The sequence below is a fragment of the Serratia sp. CY74737 genome, assembly GCF_052166775.1.
In the GTDB taxonomy this organism is placed as follows: Bacteria; Pseudomonadota; Gammaproteobacteria; order Enterobacterales; family Enterobacteriaceae; genus Serratia; species Serratia ureilytica.
This window is the reverse complement of record NZ_JBJNOF010000007.1, coordinates 17,331-35,014: the sequence shown is the minus strand read 5'-3', so window position 1 is coordinate 35,014 and position 17,684 is coordinate 17,331. Positions and strand designations below refer to the sequence as shown.

Here is a 17,684-nt window from a genome sequence, read left to right as displayed (position 1 = left end):
CAGGAGGCCGCCGTGAATACCCTCATTGCCTCGCTCGAGAAGGTTATCCTGCCTTTCGCCGTAAAAATCGGTAAGCAGCCCCACGTCAACGCCATCAAAAACGGCTTTATCCGCCTGATGCCGCTGACCTTGACCGGGGCGATGTTCGTGTTGATCAACAACGTGTTCCTGAGCTTTGGCGAGGGATCGTTCTTCTATTCGCTGGGCGTGCGATTGGACGCCTCCACCATCGAGACGCTCAATAGCCTGAAGAGTATTGGCGGCAGCGTTTACAACGGTACGTTGGGGATCATGTCCCTGATGACGCCGTTCTTTATCAGCATGGCGCTGGCCGAAGAGCGCAAGGTCGATCCGCTCGCTTCAGCGCTGCTGGCGGTGGCGGCCTTCATGACCGTCACGCCGTTCAACGTCGGCGAGGCCTATGCGGTGGGCGCCAATTGGCTGGGCGGTGCCAATATCATTTCCGGTATGGTGATCGGGCTGGCGGTGGCTGAGATGTTTGCCTTCATCGTGCGGCGCAACTGGGTGATCAGCCTGCCGGACAGCGTGCCGGCTTCGGTGTCGCGCTCCTTCTCGGCGCTGATCCCCGGCTTCATCATCCTCTCCATCATGGGGCTGGTGGCATTCGCGCTGGCGCACTGGGGCACCAACTTCCACCAGATCATCATGGACGGCATTTCGGCGCCGCTGGCCAAGATGGGCAGCGTGGTGGGCTGGGTATACGTGCTTTTCTCTTCGCTGCTGTGGTTCTTTGGCGTACACGGTTCCATGGCGCTGGCGGCGCTGGACAGCGGCATCATGACGCCTTTCGCGCTGGAAAACGTGGAGCTGTACAACAAATACGGTTCGGTCGAGGCGGCGGTGGCCGCCGGTAAAGAGTTCCACATGTGGGCGAAACCGTTCGTCGACTCTTATATTTACCTCGGCGGCACAGGTTCGACGCTGGGCCTGATCATCGCCATCTTCATCGCCTCGCGCCGCGAAGATTACCGCCAGGTCGCCAAGCTGGCGACGCCGTCCGGCATCTTCCAGATCAACGAACCGATTCTGTTCGGCCTGCCGGTGATCATGAACCCGGTGATGTTCATTCCGTTCATCCTGGTGCAACCGGTACTGACCATTATCACCTCGCTGGCTTATTACTCCGGGCTGATCCCGCCGATCACCAACATTGCGCCCTGGACCATGCCGGTCGGCCTGGGGGCGTTCTTCAACACCAACGGCAGCATCATGGCCATGTTGCTGAGCCTGTTCAACCTGGCGGTCGCCACCGTGATTTATCTGCCGTTCGTGGCGATCTCCAACAAGGCGCAGAGCCAGATCGACGCGGCGACGGAAAGCGAAGAAGACATCGCCAAGGCGCTGAAATTCTAACTGTGGAACGGGGCGGCGCGGCCGCCCCGCGAGGGACACGAGTATGGAATATCAATTTGCCGACGGGTTCTGGTGGGGCAGCGCCACCTCCGCGCCGCAGTCTGAAGGTGCGGCAGCGCGGGGCGGCAAGAGCCGCAATATCTTCGATTATTGGTACGAGATCGCGCCCGAGCGCTTTCACGATCGGGTGGGGCCGGCCGAGGCCTCGACCTTTTACGACCATTTCCGCACCGATATCGGGCTGCTCAAAACGCTGGGCCACAATACCTTCAGAACCTCGATCTCGTGGTCACGGCTGATCCCGGACGGCGACGGCGAGGTGAACCCGCAGGCGGCGGCATTCTACAACGCGATGATCGATGAGCTGTTGGCGCAGGGCATCACCCCGTTTATCAATCTCTACCACTTCGATATGCCGCTGTGCATGCAGCAGCGCGGCGGCTGGGAAAGCCGGGCGGTGATCGACGCCTATGCGCGTTACGCCGACATCTGCTTCGGCCTGTTTGGCGATCGGGTCACCCACTGGTTCACCTTCAACGAGCCGATCGTGCCGGTAGAGGCCGGTTACCTGAATGACTTGCATTACCCTTGCGTGGTGGACTTCAAACGGGCGGTTACCGTGGCGTATCACAGCGTGCTGGCGCACGCCATGGCGGTGCAACGTTTCAGAGCGCGGGGGCTGCCGGGGAGCATCGGCATCATTTTGAACCTGAGCCCAACCTATCCGCGCTCCGACGCGCCGGAGGATCTGCAGGCGGCACACGACGCCGATCTGCTGCTCAATCGCAGTTTCCTCGACCCGGTCGCCAAAGGGCGTTATCCGGCGGCGTTGCTGCATCTGTTGGCGCAGCATGGGCTGATGCCTTACTGCGAACCGCAGGACGCGCAACTGATCGAAGGCGGCGTGGTGGATATCCTCGGCGTCAACTATTACCAGCCGCGCAGGGTACAGGCGAAAGCGGGGCGCCGCGCCGGGGAGCCGATCGCATCGCCGGAGGACTTGTTCAGTTACTATGCAATGCCGGGCCGCAAAATCAATCCGCATCGCGGCTGGGAGATCTATGAGAAGGGGTTGTACGACATCCTGATGGATCTGAAAGAGAACTACGGCAATCTGCCTTGTTATATTTCCGAAAATGGCATGGGCGTTGAGGGCGAAGAGGCGTTTATCGGCGCCGATGGGCGGGTGGAGGACGATTACCGCATCGACTTTATTCGCGAGCACCTGAAGTGGCTGCACCGCGCGCTGGCGGAAGGCTCGCAGTGCAAAGGCTATCATCTGTGGACCTTTATCGACTGCTGGTCCTGGCTGAACGCCTACAAGAATCGTTATGGGCTGGTGCGGCTGGATCGGGCGGAGCAGCGGCGCACCATCAAAAAAAGCGGCTACTGGTTTGCCGAGGCGGCCAGACGCAACGGATTTGACTAACGGGAGGCCGGCGCCGTGTCCGATAACCGAATTTCGCTGAGTGCGAACGACGTGAAGCTGATTCGCGAGCAGGATTTCTTTAACTGCAAAGACTTTCACCTGTTCATCTACAACAAGGTGGAAAGCGCCACCGGGCTGCATCAGCACGACTATTACGAATTCACCATCGTGCTGAGCGGCAAATGCTATCAGGAGATCAACGGCAAGCGGGTGCTGCTGGAACGCGGGGATTTCGTCTTTATCCCCATCGGCTCTTACCACCAGAGCTTTTACGAGTTCGGCGCGACGAAAATCTTCAACGTGGCGGTCAGCAAAGCGTTCTTTGAAGAGCACTATTTGCAGCAACTGCCGCGCTGCTTTGTCGCCTCGCAGGCCTACAGCCTGAGAAGCGAGTTTTTGGCCTATATCGAATCGGTGGTGAGTTCGCCGCAGTTTCGCGAGGACGATTTCGCCGAATTCCTCGAAACGCTGACCTTCTACGTGATCAGCCGCATTCGTCACTATAAAGAAGACAATGACGGCGGCGATGATATCCCGCAGTGGCTGAAGAACACCCTCGCCGGCATGCATGACAAGGCGATGTTCGGCGAGCGGGCGTTGGCGAACATGGTGGCGCTGTCGGGGAAAACTCAGGAGTACCTGACCCGGGCGATGCGGCGCTACTACCAGAAGACGCCGATGCAGGTGATCAACGAGATCCGCATCAACTTCGCCAAGACGCAGCTGGAGGTCACCAACTATTCGGTTTCCGATATCGCTTTTGATTCCGGCTATGGCGACGTCAGTCTGTTCATTAAAAACTTCAAGCGGCTCACCGACGTGACCCCAGGCAACTACCGAAAAAAGTGTTACGGCCCTCTTTAGGGCCGCTCCCGATCAGTATCAACGCCGATATGCCGATGAGCTTCAGGGCGCCGGTCGGTTAATCATTTGATTTATATCTTAGCGAAGGGGAATGCCGCACCGGTCGGTCGGCCCTCCCTTGCCAAAAATTCATCCCGCGGGAGCCACTATGGAAAAACTACTGATCGTGAATGCCGACGATTTCGGTCTGAGCAAAGGGCAGAACTATGGCGTTGTCGAGGCGTATCAGCATGGCGTCGTTTCCTCCACCACGGCGATGGTGAACGGCGGCGGCGCGGAGCATGCTGCAGCGCTCAGCCGACAATATCCCGGATTGCCGATCGGGCTGCACTTCGTTTTGACCCATGGCAGGCCGCTGGGTGCCATGCCTTCGCTGGCCAACGAGCGCGGCGAGCTGGGTAAATGGCTGTGGCGCCGCGCCGAGGCCGGCGAGCTGCAGTTGGACGAGATTCAGGAAGAGCTGCAGCGCCAGTTCGCGCGGTTCGTGACGCTGTTCGGCAGGCCGCCGACGCACATTGACAGCCACCACCATGTGCATATGCAGCCGCAGATTTACCCGCTGGTGGAGGCGTTCGCGCTGGCGCATGATTTGCCGCTGCGCATCGATCGCGAAGAGGCGAAACGGCGTGGCATCACGCTGCATGCCCCCTACAGCACGGACGCTTTCGACGCGGGATTCTACGGTGAGACGATTTCCGAAACGTTGTTCCTGCAAAGGTTGGTGCGCGCCGACGAGCAGGGCGCCGAGTCACTGGAAATGATGTGCCACCCGGCCTTTCTCGACGCGACGATCCTGCAGAGCCAATACTGCCATCCGCGCCTCGCCGAGCTGGATGTGTTGACTGCGCCGACGCTGAAAGCGGCGATCGCCGAACGCGGTTTTCTGCTGGGCTCTTTCCGGGATCTGTAACGCAGTCATTTACAGCATGGCGTGCGCCTTTTTCAGACCGGTGTCTTCTTCCGGATCCGCCCCCTGAGCTGAGGGTTCCGCCTCCTGTTCTTCGGGCTGCGGCTCCTCGACATCGGGCGCCGCTTCCGGCGGCGGCATGGTGTCGTGAATGATCTGCTCATCGAAGGTTGGATTGAGCGCCGGTGACAGCGGCGAGCTGGCGAGACTGTCCGGCAGCGCAATATGCGGCACCGGCGCGTCCTGCGCCAGCTGCGGTTCCTCTGCTTTGGCCGTCCGGCTCAGGGCTGCCAGCAGCACGCCGCACAGGGCGAAGAAGGCGTACAGAATATTGCCGCCAAGCGGCTCGATCAGCGCGCCGACCGCCAACGGCCCGATGCTGGCGCCGACGCCGAACGCCATCAGCAGACAGGCGGCCAGCGAGACGCGGCGCTCCGGCTCGATCAGATCGTTGGCCAGCGCCACCGCCAGCGGGTAGAGCGTAAACTGCAGCATGCTGACGACGAATCCTACCGCCAGCAGCAGCGGAAAATCGATGTGCGGCAGCAGCGCCAGCGGCAGCGCCGCCACGATCAGCAGAATGGCGTTGAGGCGCATCAGCAAGGGGCGGTTATAGCGATCCGACAGCCAACTGAGCGGGAATTGCGCCACCAGCCCGGCGAAGATGGAGAGCGCCATGAACAGGCCGGTTTGCTGAGTGGTTAAGGACTGCAGGCTGGCGTAGACCGGCGCCAGCCCGTAAAACGAGCCCACGACCATGCCGATCACCAGCGTGGTGGCCAGCACCTTGGGAATGGCGCCGACAAAATAACGCAGTTCCATCGGCGCCGGCGACATGTGGCGCGCATTGGTGCGGGTAGTCAGAGCGATCGGCACCAGACAGAGCGCGAAGCACAGCGCGATCACCAGCAGCGTGGCGATACCCAGATTGCTTTGCAGCATCAGCACGATCTGGCCCAGCGACATGCCGAGATAGGTCGCCGCCATATAGAAGCCGAACACCATGCCGCGCTGGTTGGATTCCGCCTGGTCGTTCAACCAGCTTTCCAGCACCATATACTGGCACATCATGCACAGCCCGATCACCAGACGCAGCGCGACCCAGGCGGGAATGAACGCCGTCAGACCGTGCCCCAGCACCGCCGCGGTGATGATGCCGGCGCAGGCCACGTAGGCGCGGATATGCCCGACGCGGGCGATGAGAAAGTGGCCGACCTTGCCGCCGATCACCAACCCGATGTAGTTGGCGGCGATGATGGCGCCGATCAGCGCGCTGCTGACGTGGATGGAGGCCAGCCGCAGCGAGACATAGGTGGTGAGCAGGCCTGAGCCCAACAGCAGCAACAGGGTGGTGGTGTACAACGGCAAGAATACGCCCAACGTTTTTTTCACGCTATCATCCTAATCTCTTCTGGTGCGCCCTGAGGCCGCCGCCGCAGCGCGCCGCCTCCGTGATGTTCCTTGTGCTGGTGCGCCGCCGCTCAATGGGGCGCTTCTTTTGATACTAGCAGCTTGGCCGGGCGCTTAAAACCGCACCTCCTGCGAGGCGCTGCGCATTTCTGCGCGCCGGCCGCCGTGTCGCCTTGATAAATGCTACTATCGGGCGCATATACCTGAATTCGCGAGGGAGGGGTTATGAGTGAAAACCAACTGCGCCGGCTCAGCGTGCTGGCGGGGGAAAAACTGAAGGCTCAGGGCCGCTGGATCACCTGCGCGGAATCCTGCACCGGCGGCGGCATCGCCAAGGCCATTACCGATATCGCCGGCAGCTCCGCCTATTTCGATCGCGGTTTCGTCACCTACAGCAATGCGGCGAAGCATGATCTGCTGGGGGTGAGCGAAGCTACGTTGGCGGCGCATGGCGCGGTCAGCGAAGAGGTGGTGCGCGAGATGGCGATAGGGGCGCTGCGGGCGGCGCAGGCCGATCTGGCGCTGTCGGTGAGCGGCATCGCCGGCCCGGACGGCGGCAGCGTGGAAAAGCCGGTCGGCACCGTGTGGTTCGGCTTTGCCAGCAGCGATGGCCGGGGGGTGTCGCGCAAGATGCAATTCGAGGGCGACCGCGATGCGGTGCGGCTGCAGGCGACGATTTTTGCGCTGCAAACCGCCATCGACGAATTTTTGTAAATTAGGCTTGATACTGTATGACCATACAGTATAATTAGTGACATTTCCTGCACAACATACATTCAGTGGCAGTGTGGGGTAACACCGGCATTGCGAAACGAAGGAGCAAAAATGGCTATTGATGAGAACAAGCAAAAGGCGTTAGCTGCGGCACTGGGCCAGATTGAGAAACAGTTCGGCAAAGGCTCCATCATGCGCCTGGGTGAAGACCGCTCCATGGACGTGGAAACCATCTCCACCGGCTCACTGTCACTCGATATCGCTCTGGGCGCCGGCGGCCTGCCGATGGGCCGCATCGTCGAAATCTACGGCCCGGAATCGTCCGGTAAAACCACCCTGACGCTGCAGGTGATCGCCGCCGCGCAGCGCGAAGGCAAAACCTGTGCGTTCATCGATGCCGAGCACGCGCTGGATCCTATCTATGCGAAGAAGCTGGGCGTCGATATCGACAACCTGCTGTGCTCCCAGCCGGACACCGGCGAGCAGGCTCTGGAAATCTGTGATGCGCTGACCCGCTCCGGCGCGGTTGATGTCATCATCGTCGATTCCGTGGCGGCGTTGACGCCGAAGGCGGAAATCGAAGGTGAAATCGGCGATTCGCACATGGGGTTGGCGGCGCGCATGATGAGCCAGGCGATGCGTAAGCTGGCCGGCAACCTGAAAAATGCCAATACCCTGCTGATCTTCATCAACCAGATCCGTATGAAAATTGGTGTGATGTTCGGCAACCCGGAAACCACTACCGGTGGTAACGCTCTGAAGTTCTATGCTTCGGTGCGTCTGGATATCCGTCGTATCGGTGCCATCAAAGAGGGCGACGAAGTGGTGGGCAGCGAAACCCGCGTGAAAGTGGTGAAGAACAAAATCGCTGCGCCGTTCAAACAGGCTGAGTTCCAAATCATGTACGGCGAAGGCATCAACAGCCGTGGCGAGCTGGTCGATCTGGGCGTGAAGCACAAGATGATCGAAAAAGCCGGCGCCTGGTACAGCTATAACGGCGAGAAGATCGGTCAGGGCAAGGCGAACGCCTGTAATTTCCTGAAAGAAAACCCGGCTATCGCCGCCGAGCTGGATAAGAAACTGCGCGACCTGCTGCTGCACAGCGGCGGTGAGCTGGTGGCTGCCTCCGGTGACGACTTCGAAGATGACGAAGCGGAAACCAGCGAGCAGTTTTAATCGCTGAAGATGTGCGCTGCCGTTTATGTGGCGCACATCCCCTGAATTCAGGCTTGAATGATGAATGACTTGCTAAGCCGCGCCATGCGCCTGCTGTCGCAACGCGATCATAGTGAAGCTGAACTGCGCCGCAAACTTGCGGCGCAGCCGTTTGTGGCGAAAGCCCGGTTTGGCGGCAAGGGGCCGCATGCGCCGACATCGCCGCCGCCGGTAGCCGAAGAGCCGGTAGATCCCGCGCTGATCGATCAGGTTATCGTCTACTGTTACCAGCACAACTGGCTGGACGATAAGCGTTTCGCCCACAGCTACATCGGCAGCCGCAGCCGCAAAGGTTATGGCGCGCAGCGCATCCGCAGCGAACTGATGCAAAAGGGCGTGGATAAAGCGCTGGTGCAGGACGCGTTGGCGGAATGCGATATCGACTGGTGCGAACAGGCGAAACAGGTGGCGCAGCGAAAATTTGGCGATGCGTTGCCAACCGACTGGAAAGAGAAAGCCAAAGTGCAGCGTTATCTGCTCTATCGCGGCTTCTTCCAAGAAGAAATTCAGTCAATTTACCGTGATTTTGCGCAATGAGCGCACACGGGGTTTTACTTCCCTCTGAAGAAAATTTATCTTATCCCCACTTTTTGTTCGTGAGCTGGTTGTCATCGTCGGGATGACGCGCCACCGGCTCACGTGTCGTTATTCTAGCCTTTCCAGGAAAATTATGAGCAAGAGCACCGCTGAGATCCGTCAAGCGTTTCTCGATTTCTTTCATAGTAAGGGTCATCAGGTTGTAGCAAGCAGCTCCCTGGTGCCTAACAATGATCCGACATTGCTGTTTACCAATGCCGGCATGAACCAATTTAAGGATGTTTTCCTGGGGCTCGACAAACGCGCCTATTCCCGCGCCACCACCTCGCAGCGCTGCGTGCGCGCAGGCGGCAAGCATAACGACCTGGAAAACGTCGGTTATACCGCTCGTCACCACACCTTCTTTGAAATGCTGGGCAACTTCAGCTTCGGCGATTACTTCAAGCACGACGCTATCAGCTACGCGTGGGAACTGCTGACCGGTGAAAACTGGTTCAACCTGCCGAAAGAGAGACTGTGGGTCACCGTGTATGAAACCGATGACGAAGCATTCGACATCTGGCAGAAGCAAATCGGCGTACCGGCCGAGCGCATTATCCGCATCGGCGATAACAAGGGCGCGCCTTTCGCTTCAGATAACTTCTGGCAGATGGGTGATACCGGCCCATGCGGCCCGTGCACCGAGATTTTCTACGATCACGGCGATCACATCTGGGGCGGCCCTCCGGGCAGCCCGGAAGAAGACGGCGACCGCTACATCGAGATCTGGAACATCGTTTTCATGCAGTTCAACCGTCAGTCCGACGGCACCATGCTGCCGCTGCCGAAACCTTCGGTGGATACCGGTATGGGTCTGGAACGTATTGCGGCGGTGTTGCAGCATGTGAACTCCAACTATGAGATCGACCTGTTCCGCACCCTGATCGCCGCCGTGGCGAAAGTGACCGGCGCGACCGATCTGGATAACAAATCCCTGCGCGTTATCGCCGACCACATTCGTTCCTGTGCCTTCCTGGTGTCGGACGGCGTGATCCCGTCTAACGAAAACCGCGGCTACGTGCTGCGCCGCATCATTCGTCGCGCGATCCGCCATGGCAACATGCTGGGCGCGAAAGACACCTTCTTCTACAAGCTGGTGGCGCCGCTGATCGAAGTGATGGGCCCGGCGGCCGACGAGCTGAAACGCCAGCAATCGCTGGTGGAGCAGGTGCTGAAAACCGAAGAAGAACAGTTTGCCCGCACGCTGGAGCGTGGCCTGGCGCTGTTGGACGAAGAGCTAGCCAAGCTGCAGGGCGATACCCTGGACGGCGAGACCGCTTTTCGTCTGTACGACACCTACGGCTTCCCGGTGGATCTGACCGCAGACGTCTGCCGCGAGCGCGGTCTGAAAGTCGACGAAGCGGGCTTTGAAGAAGCGATGGAAGCGCAGCGCCGCCGCGCGCGCGAATCCAGCGGTTTCGGCGCCGACTACAACAGCCTGATCCGCGTGGACGGCAGCAGCCAGTTCAGCGGCTATGATCATGACGAGCAGCAGGCGACGGTGATCGCGCTGTTCCGTGACGGCCAGCCGGTCGAGCAGATCAACGCCGGCGAAGAGGCGGTGGTGGTGCTGGACGAGACGCCGTTCTACGGTGAATCCGGCGGCCAGGTCGGCGATAAAGGCGTGCTGAAAGCCGCCGGCGCCGAGTTTGTGGTCAACGACACCCAGAAATACGGTCAGGCTATCGGCCATCAAGGCAAGCTGGCGCAAGGTTCGCTGAAGCTGAACGATCGCGTGGATGCGCAGATCGACACTGAGCGCCGCAACAGCATCCGTCTGAACCACTCCGCGACCCACCTGCTACACGCCGCGCTGCGCCAAACGTTGGGCGAGCACGTTGCGCAGAAAGGCTCTCTGGTTAACGACAAATACCTGCGCTTCGACTTCTCGCATTTTGAAGCGATGAAGCCGGAACAAATTCGCGCGGTGGAAGATCTGGTTAACCAGCAGGTGCGTCGTAACCTGCCGGTGCAGACCGAGCTGATGGCGTTGGAAGACGCGAAAGAGAAGGGCGCAATGGCGCTGTTCGGTGAGAAGTACGACGACAACGTGCGCGTGCTGACCATGGGCGACTTCTCCACCGAGCTGTGCGGCGGCACCCACGCCAGCCGCACCGGCGATATCGGCCTGTTCCGCATTCTGAGCGAATCGGGCACCGCGGCGGGCATCCGCCGTATTGAAGCGGTGACCGGCGCTGGCGCTATCGCTACGCTGCATCAGCAAAGCGATTTGTTGCAAGACGTTGCTCAATTGGTGAAGGGCGACAACAACAACCTGACCGATAAAGTGCGCTCGGTGCTCGATCGCACGCGCGTGCTGGAAAAAGAACTGCAGCAACTGAAAGATCAGCAGGCGGCGCAGGAAAGCGCGTCGCTGTCCAGCCAGGCGAAAGTGGTTAACGGCGTGAAGCTGTTGGTCAGCCAGTTGGACAATGTCGAAGCCAAAATGCTGCGCACCATGGTGGATGACCTGAAAAATCAATTGGGTTCGGCCATTATCGTGTTGGCGACGACGGCTGATGACAAAGTCAGCCTGGTCGCAGGCGTGACCAAGGATCTGACTGACCGCGTGAAAGCCGGCGAGTTGATCGGCAACGTGGCGCAGCAGGTCGGCGGCAAGGGCGGTGGTCGCCCTGATATGGCGATGGCGGGGGGGACGGATATCAACGCCCTGCCAGCGGCGTTAAACAGCGTAGAAGCCTGGGTGGCCTCAAAGCTGTGAACATAAATAAATAGCACGGACAAACGCCATAATACTTTGTTGATTATGGCGTTTTCATACTGTGCTAACACAATTTAGTTACAATTGCGGGAACAAAGTTTTTCTGGTCGGCTAAACTTACCATTATCTGAGGTGGGACCAAGTCTGCTTACACTTATTGTGGATTGCGCGGCTTACGTTTTCACCACATATGATGGATAATGACGGGGAAACTGAGAGACCCGACTCTTTTAATCTTTCAAGGAGCAAAGAATGTTAATTCTGACTCGTCGAGTTGGTGAAACCCTCATGATTGGCGATGAGGTTACGGTCACTGTGCTAGGGGTAAAAGGCAACCAGGTGCGTATTGGTGTGAACGCCCCCAAAGAGGTTTCAGTTCACCGTGAAGAAATCTATCAGCGCATTCAGGCAGAGAAGTCTCAGCAGACGACTTACTGATTCCGAAGCAGCGTCTCGTTGCCAGACGAGACGCTACTGCATCGTTTTACCCACTTCTTTCGTTCTCCCCTCTCTTTTTCGTGATTATTTTCCCGGTTAGTTTCCTGCTTTATTGCTGCAGACGTTGCGGTTGCCTGTTGATAAAACGCCCTTTTTGCCGTGAAATCGCCCATGTTGGGTGCGAATTGTGCAAACGCGCATGAGTTGGGAAAAATTGTTTGACTTAAAAGTCGGAGAAAGTAATATGTGCGCCACGCAGTGCCGATGAGCTTCTCCAAAGCAAGTTAGGCACAATTCGAAAGAAGCGTATGGTGAGGTGGCCGAGAGGCTGAAGGCGCTCCCCTGCTAAGGGAGTATGCGGTCAAAAGCTGCATCCGGGGTTCGAATCCCCGCCTCACCGCCATTTGCATCCGTAGCTCAGCTGGATAGAGTACTCGGCTACGAACCGAGCGGTCGGAGGTTCGAATCCTCCCGGATGCACCATATTTTGCAGTATGGTGGGGTAGTAACAACGTACCATACGGTATCAAAAAAGAATTCCTGTGCATCCGTAGCTCAGCTGGATAGAGTACTCGGCTACGAACCGAGCGGTCGGAGGTTCGAATCCTCCCGGATGCACCATTCTTAATCTCACTCGTTGCGAAGAGAAATCTCCAAGCGGGTGGAAGAAAAGAAAGTGTTACCAGGGAGGATAACGTTGCTTAAGCAACGGCCCGCAGGGTGAGGCGCTAGCGCCGAATCATCCTCCCGGATGCACCATTCTTCAAGTCTGGCTTTATTAGCAAAGCCGGCATGCGGTAAAAATAGTAATGCATCCGTAGCTCAGCTGGATAGAGTACTCGGCTACGAACCGAGCGGTCGGAGGTTCGAATCCTCCCGGATGCACCATCTAAGAGAAGCCCGCCTTAGCGGGTTTTTGCTTTTCTGTTATTCGTGAAACAGGCAAGCGGCAAAAACAGTCATGCATCCGTAGCTCAGCTGGATAGAGTACTCGGCTACGAACCGAGCGGTCGGAGGTTCGAATCCTCCCGGATGCACCATGTTTAACCTCCCGTATCGCGAAGAGAAATCGTCATGCGGGTGGTAAAAAGAAAGTGTCCTTGGGGAGGATAACGTTGCTTTAGCAACGGCCCGCAGGGTGAGGCGTTGGCGCCGAATCATCCTCCCGGATGCACCATCTAAGAGAAACCCGCTTCGGCGGGTTTTTCGCTTTTCAGCATTTAACCATTCTCTACTTCACCCCTGTCCTCCTTTGCGCCCGATAGGGCACAGCACATTCCGTTATGACGCAGTCAGCGACAACCCAACGGCTTTACGCTAAAGTAGTTTTCTTTCCTCAACGATCATGGAGTAACGATGTTCGACCGCTATCAGGGTCTTATTTTCGACATGGACGGCACGATTCTGGACACCGAGCCAACGCACCGTAAAGCGTGGCGTGAAGTGCTGTCCCGTTATGGCATGACGTTTGATGAAGCGGCCATGGTGGCGCTGAGCGGTTCGCCGACCTGGCGCATCGCGCAGGCGATTATCGCCAGCCATCAGGCCGATCTCGATCCTCATCACCTGGCCGCGGAGAAAACCCGCGCGGTGGAAGCGATGCTGCTGGACAGCGTGCGTCCATTGCCGCTGATCGAGGTGGTGAAGTCCTATCATGGCCGCCGTCCGATGGCGGTCGGCACCGGCAGCGAGCACCGCATGGCGGAAATGCTGCTGCGTCATCTCGGCCTGTTCAACTGCTTCGACGCGATCGTCGGTGCGGACGACGTGCAGCGCCACAAACCGGAACCGGACACCTTCCTGCGCTGCGCCGAACTGATCGGCGTGCGGCCGGAAAAATGCGTGGTGTTTGAAGACGCTGATTTCGGCATTCAGGCGGCGAAAAGCGCCGGTATGGCGGTGGTAGACGTCCGTACGCTGTGAGTAGTACGCTAGCCGTAATATCGTTATTTGGCAGTAGCTTCCTCAGTGCGACGCTGCTGCCGGGAAATTCAGAAATCGTTCTGGTCGCCTTGCTGACCCAGAGTCGCGTCTCGCCGGAGTTGCTGGTGCTGGCCGCGACCCTGGGCAACACGCTGGGTGGCTTGACCAATGTCATTATCGGGCGCCTGTTACCGGCGTTGAAACCACAGCGGGGGCTGGCAACGGCGCTCGGGTGGCTGCAACGCTTCGGCCCGGCTGCGCTGTTGCTCAGCTGGGTGCCGGTGGTGGGCGATTTGTTGTGCGTGTTGGCAGGTTGGCTGCGCATGCCCTGGGGCTCTGTCGCGCTGTTTCTGTGTATCGGAAAGGCGCTGCGTTACATCGTTTTGGCTATGATAACGGTACAGGGCATCGCCTGGTGGCAGTAACCAAGTGAATATAACTCAATATTCTCTCGGGTGCGGATTCAGTATGCTTACGAGTTATTGTTTTTAGAAGCGGGAGGTCAATTTGATCCCGGACGTATCACAGGCGCTTTCTTGGTTGGAAGCCCATCCCCAGGCATTAAAAGGCATTCGTCGCGGCATCGAGCGTGAAACGCTGCGGGTCACGCCGAACGGCACCTTGGCGACCACCGGGCATCCGGAAAAGCTGGGCGCGGCATTGACGCACCACTGGATCACCACGGATTTCGCCGAAGCGCTGTTAGAGTTCATTACGCCGGTTGATGACAATATCGATCACCTGCTGACGTTCCTGCGCGATATTCATCGCTACGTGGCGCGCAATATCGGCGATGAGCGCATGTGGCCGCTCAGCATGCCGTGCTTTATCGAAGCTGAGCAGGATATCGAGCTGGCGCAGTTCGGCTCGTCGAACATCGGCCGCATGAAGACGCTGTACCGCGAAGGGTTGAAGAATCGCTACGGCGCGCTGATGCAGACCATTTCCGGCGTGCACTACAACTTCTCGCTGCCGCTGGAGTTTTGGCAGGCCTGGGCCGGCGTGCAGGACGCAGAAAGCGGTAAAGAGCAGATCTCGGCGGGCTATTTCCGCCTGATCCGCAACTATTATCGTTTCGGCTGGGTGATCCCGTATCTGTTCGGGGCATCGCCGGCCATTTGTTCTTCGTTCCTCAAGGGGCGCGAGACCAATCTGCCGTTCGAGCGCACCGAGCAGGGGATGTGCTACCTGCCGTACGCCACTTCGCTGCGCCTGAGCGACCTGGGTTATACCAACAAGTCGCAAAGCAATCTGGGCATCACCTTTAACGATCTGCACAGCTATGTGGCCGGTTTGAAGCGGGCGATCGCCACGCCTTCCGAAGAGTTCGCCAAGCTGGGCGTGAAAGAGGGTGACCGTTACCTGCAGCTGAACAGCAACGTGCTGCAAATCGAGAACGAGCTGTATGCGCCGATCCGGCCGAAGCGCGTGACCCAAAGCGGCGAGACGCCGTCTGACGCGCTGCTGCGCGGTGGTATCGAATACATCGAAGTGCGTTCGCTGGACATCAACCCGTTCTCGCCGATCGGCGTGGATGCGGTGCAGGCGCGTTTCCTGGATCTGTTCCTGGTGTGGTGCGCGCTGGCCGATGCGCCGGAGATGAGCAGCGATGAACTGCTGTGCACGCGCAAGAACTGGAACCGGGTGATCCTGGAGGGCCGCAAGCCGGGCCAGACCATCGGCATCGGCTGTGGCGCCAGCCATGAGCCGCTGGAGAAAGTCGGCAAGGCGCTGTTCGCCGATCTGCGCCGGGTGGCGGAAGTGCTGGACGGCGAAGCCGGCGATCGTCAATACCAGCAGGTGTGCGATGAGCTGGTCGCCGCGTTTGACGATCCTGAGCTGACCTTTTCCGCGCGCATTCTCAAGGCAATGAAGGCGGAAGGCACCGGGCGCGTCGGTTTGCAGCTGGCGGAGCAGTATCGCCAGACATTGCTGGAAGAACCGTTGGAAATCCTGAACGAAGCCGAGCTGGATAAAGAGCGAGAAACCTCGTGGCAGCGTCAACGCGACATAGAAGCCAATGATACGCTAAGCTTTGAAGCGTTCCTGAAGCAAAACGGCGGAAGCTGAAAAAGAAAAAGGCCACATCAATGTGGCCAAATATGCATCTCTGATGACAGGGATGATGATAACAAATGCGCGTCTTTCACATACTCAGACTCGCAGGGTTGGAAAAGGTTTCCCGGTTAGGAAAAAAAGTTTCGAAATAAATGCTCTTTTACGAGGAGGTAGCGAAATGCCATTGCTGGATAGCTTTACCGTCGATCATACCCGTATGGCAGCTCCGGCTGTCCGCGTTGCAAAAACCATGAAAACGCCTCATGGCGATACCATCACGGTGTTTGATCTGCGCTTTTGCCGCCCGAACCTGGAAGTGATGCCCGAGCGCGGCATTCACACGCTGGAGCACCTGTTCGCCGGCTTTATGCGTGACCACCTGAACGGCCAGGGCGTGGAAATTATCGACATCTCCCCGATGGGCTGTCGCACCGGTTTCTACATGAGCCTGATCGGCGTGCCGGAAGAGCAGCGCGTTGCCGATGCCTGGAAAGCGGCGATGGCCGACGTGCTGAAAGTGACCGACCAGCGCAAGATCCCTGAGCTTAACGAGTATCAGTGCGGCACCTACCATATGCACTCGCTGGAAGAAGCGCAGGAAATCGCCAAGCACATTCTGGATCACGGCGTGGTGGTGAACCACAACGACGAGCTGGCGCTGCCGAAAGAGAAGCTGCAGGAACTGCATATCTAGTCGTGCGTGGCCCGCAAAATAAAAAAAGACGCGATTTCGCGTCTTTTTTACGTTCTGGCCGAGGACTAATGATGGCCGACGCTGGACTGCAGCGAGGTGATCGGCGTGACCCGCACCTGTTTAATCATGTTGCCCTGCACGTCGAGGATATCGATATCGTAATGACCGATGCGCACCCGGGTGCCGATTTCGGGGATCTCTTCCAGCTCTTCCAGCAGCATGCCGTTGACGGTGCGAGCCTCGTTGGCCGGCAAGGTCCAGTTGAAGGCCTTGTTCAGTTCGCGCACGTTGGCGGTGCCGTCGATCAAGACCGAACCGTCGCTCTGCGGCGTGACTTCTTCCGCCAGCGTGGGTGACATCGAGGTGGTGAAATCGCCCACGATCTCCTCGAGGATGTCTTCCACCGTGACCAGGCCCTGAATGTCGCCGTACTCGTCGACCACGATGCCGACCTTCTCTTTGTTGCGCTGGAATTTCACCAGCTGCACGTTGAGCGGCGTGCCTTCCGGAACGAAATAGATCTCATCGGCGGCGCGCAGCAGGTTTTCTTTGTTGAACTCTTTTTTCTCGGTCATCAGGCGGTAGGCTTCGCGCACGCGCAGCATGCCGATCGCATCGTCCAGCGAGCTGCGATACAGCACGATGCGGCCGTGCGGCGAGTGGGTCAGCTGGCGCATGATCGACTTCCAGTCGTCGTTGACGTCGATGCCGACGATCTCGGTGCGCGGCACCATGATGTCGTTGACCGTCACCTTTTCCAGATCCAGCACCGAGATCAGCATGTCCTGATTGCGGCGGGAGATCTGCGACTGGGATTCGCGCACGATGGTGCGCAGCTCATCCTTGCTGACGGCGTCGCTGATGCGCACGTTGGTGCGAATGCCGAACAGGCGCAAGGTCAGGCTGGTGATGCCGTTGAGCAGCCAGACCAGCGGGAACATCACCTTTTGCAACGGGGCCAGCAGGACGCTGCTGGGGAAGGCGATGCGTTCCGGATAGAGTGCGGCGAAGGTCTTCGGCAGCACTTCGGCGAACAGCAGCACGGCGAAAGTCAGTATGCCGGTCGCAATCGCCACGCCGAGATCGCCATACAGCCGCATGCCGACGATGGTCGCCAGCGCCGAAGCGAGGATGTTGACCAGGTTGTTGCCGATCAGCACCAGGCCGATCAGCCGATCCGGTTTTTGCAGCAGCTTCTCGACCCGACGCGCCGAGCGGTTGCCCTGTTTGGACAGGTGACGCAGGCGATAACGGTTGAGCGTCATCATGCCGGTTTCGGAGGCGGAGAAGTAAGCGGAGACCACGATCATGATCACCAGGATAATGATGAGGGTCCCCGTCGACACATGCTCCAATGCAG

At 58.6% G+C, this 17,684-nt stretch carries 16 protein-coding genes and 5 tRNA genes; 18 read left to right on the top strand and 3 right to left on the bottom strand.

Annotated features, from left to right (window positions below):
- Nucleotides 1–12 precede the first annotated feature (12 nt).
- The 4 genes from chbC to chbG all read left to right on the top strand — a co-directional run bounded on the left by chbC (nt 13) and on the right by chbG (nt 4,577).
- The gene (chbC, locus tag ACJ8PE_RS11530) at nt 13–1,374 is read left to right on the top strand and encodes a PTS N,N'-diacetylchitobiose transporter subunit IIC (protein ID WP_016929034.1); all 1,362 of its coding nucleotides are present in this window, start codon (nt 13–15) and stop codon (nt 1,372–1,374) included.
- A gap of 43 nt (nt 1,375–1,417) precedes the next feature.
- On the top strand, nt 1,418–2,803 hold the full coding sequence (locus ACJ8PE_RS11525) for a glycoside hydrolase family 1 protein (RefSeq protein WP_197793004.1): 1,386 nt from the start codon (nt 1,418–1,420) through the stop codon (nt 2,801–2,803).
- A gap of 15 nt (nt 2,804–2,818) precedes the next feature.
- The gene (gene chbR, locus ACJ8PE_RS11520; protein ID WP_043135810.1) at nt 2,819–3,667 is read left to right on the top strand and encodes a transcriptional regulator ChbR; all 849 of its coding nucleotides are present in this window, start codon (nt 2,819–2,821) and stop codon (nt 3,665–3,667) included.
- A gap of 148 nt (nt 3,668–3,815) precedes the next feature.
- The gene (chbG, locus tag ACJ8PE_RS11515; protein ID WP_197760762.1) at nt 3,816–4,577 is read left to right on the top strand and encodes a chitin disaccharide deacetylase; all 762 of its coding nucleotides are present in this window, start codon (nt 3,816–3,818) and stop codon (nt 4,575–4,577) included.
- A 9-nt stretch (nt 4,578–4,586) separates the two neighbouring features.
- Here the strand turns inward: chbG and ACJ8PE_RS11510 are convergent, their stop codons facing one another.
- Nucleotides 4,587–5,966: an MFS transporter gene (locus tag ACJ8PE_RS11510; RefSeq protein ID WP_197793003.1), complete on the bottom strand. Its 1,380-nt coding sequence runs from the start codon at nt 5,964–5,966 to the stop codon at nt 4,587–4,589.
- 243 nt (nt 5,967–6,209) lie between these two features.
- Here ACJ8PE_RS11510 and pncC point away from each other — a divergent pair, with 243 nt between their 5' ends.
- The 3 genes from pncC to recX all read left to right on the top strand — a co-directional run bounded on the left by pncC (nt 6,210) and on the right by recX (nt 8,450).
- Nucleotides 6,210–6,698: a nicotinamide-nucleotide amidase gene (gene pncC, locus ACJ8PE_RS11505; protein WP_197793002.1), complete on the top strand. Its 489-nt coding sequence runs from the start codon at nt 6,210–6,212 to the stop codon at nt 6,696–6,698.
- 111 nt (nt 6,699–6,809) lie between these two features.
- Nucleotides 6,810–7,874 carry a recombinase RecA gene (recA, locus tag ACJ8PE_RS11500; protein ID WP_004932541.1) on the top strand — a complete coding sequence of 355 codons (1,065 nt, stop codon included), beginning with the start codon at nt 6,810–6,812 and terminating at the stop codon, nt 7,872–7,874.
- 60 nt (nt 7,875–7,934) lie between these two features.
- A complete protein-coding gene (recX, locus tag ACJ8PE_RS11495) occupies nt 7,935–8,450 on the top strand; it encodes a recombination regulator RecX (protein ID WP_033651636.1) in 516 nt (171 codons plus the stop codon).
- Between the two features lie 40 nt (nt 8,451–8,490).
- On the opposite strand, the gene ACJ8PE_RS11490 is transcribed toward recX, so the two are convergent.
- A complete protein-coding gene (locus tag ACJ8PE_RS11490) occupies nt 8,491–8,634 on the bottom strand; it encodes a hypothetical protein (RefSeq protein ID WP_162180460.1) in 144 nt (47 codons plus the stop codon).
- On the opposite strand from ACJ8PE_RS11490, the gene alaS reads away from it, so the two are divergent.
- The 11 genes from alaS (at nt 8,584) to luxS (ending at nt 16,324) form a co-directional block, all read left to right on the top strand.
- Entirely contained in the window at nt 8,584–11,211 is a 2,628-nt protein-coding gene (alaS, locus tag ACJ8PE_RS11485) for an alanine--tRNA ligase (RefSeq protein WP_197760758.1), read from the top strand. The two genes, ACJ8PE_RS11490 and alaS, sit on opposite strands and share 51 nt — an antisense overlap.
- A 252-nt stretch (nt 11,212–11,463) precedes the next feature.
- Nucleotides 11,464–11,649, top strand: coding sequence for a carbon storage regulator CsrA (csrA, locus tag ACJ8PE_RS11480; RefSeq protein ID WP_004091602.1), 186 nt, complete (start codon nt 11,464–11,466; stop codon nt 11,647–11,649).
- 310 nt (nt 11,650–11,959) lie between these two features.
- Nucleotides 11,960–12,052 (top strand) — tRNA-Ser (locus tag ACJ8PE_RS11475).
- A 3-nt stretch (nt 12,053–12,055) separates the two neighbouring features.
- A tRNA-Arg gene (locus ACJ8PE_RS11470) sits at nt 12,056–12,132 on the top strand.
- A gap of 61 nt (nt 12,133–12,193) precedes the next feature.
- A tRNA-Arg gene (locus tag ACJ8PE_RS11465) sits at nt 12,194–12,270 on the top strand.
- A gap of 190 nt (nt 12,271–12,460) precedes the next feature.
- Nucleotides 12,461–12,537, top strand: a tRNA-Arg gene (locus ACJ8PE_RS11460).
- A gap of 75 nt (nt 12,538–12,612) precedes the next feature.
- A tRNA-Arg gene (locus ACJ8PE_RS11455) sits at nt 12,613–12,689 on the top strand.
- A 316-nt stretch (nt 12,690–13,005) separates the two neighbouring features.
- The gene (yqaB, locus tag ACJ8PE_RS11450; protein WP_103774037.1) at nt 13,006–13,572 is read left to right on the top strand and encodes a fructose-1-phosphate/6-phosphogluconate phosphatase; all 567 of its coding nucleotides are present in this window, start codon (nt 13,006–13,008) and stop codon (nt 13,570–13,572) included.
- Nucleotides 13,569–13,997, top strand: a complete 429-nt coding sequence (locus ACJ8PE_RS11445; protein ID WP_004932520.1) for a YqaA family protein — start codon at nt 13,569–13,571, stop codon at nt 13,995–13,997. Before yqaB ends, ACJ8PE_RS11445 begins: the two co-directional genes overlap by 4 nt.
- Before the next feature lie 82 nt (nt 13,998–14,079).
- Nucleotides 14,080–15,642 carry a glutamate--cysteine ligase gene (gshA, locus tag ACJ8PE_RS11440; protein WP_197760756.1) on the top strand — a complete coding sequence of 521 codons (1,563 nt, stop codon included), beginning with the start codon at nt 14,080–14,082 and terminating at the stop codon, nt 15,640–15,642.
- Between the two features lie 166 nt (nt 15,643–15,808).
- Entirely contained in the window at nt 15,809–16,324 is a 516-nt protein-coding gene (gene luxS, locus ACJ8PE_RS11435; RefSeq protein ID WP_033641910.1) for an S-ribosylhomocysteine lyase, read from the top strand.
- 65 nt (nt 16,325–16,389) lie between these two features.
- Here luxS and ACJ8PE_RS11430 read toward each other — a convergent pair whose 3' ends face one another.
- Entirely contained in the window at nt 16,390–17,679 is a 1,290-nt protein-coding gene (locus tag ACJ8PE_RS11430; protein WP_016929024.1) for an HlyC/CorC family transporter, read from the bottom strand.
- Between the last annotated feature and the right edge of the window lie 5 nt (nt 17,680–17,684).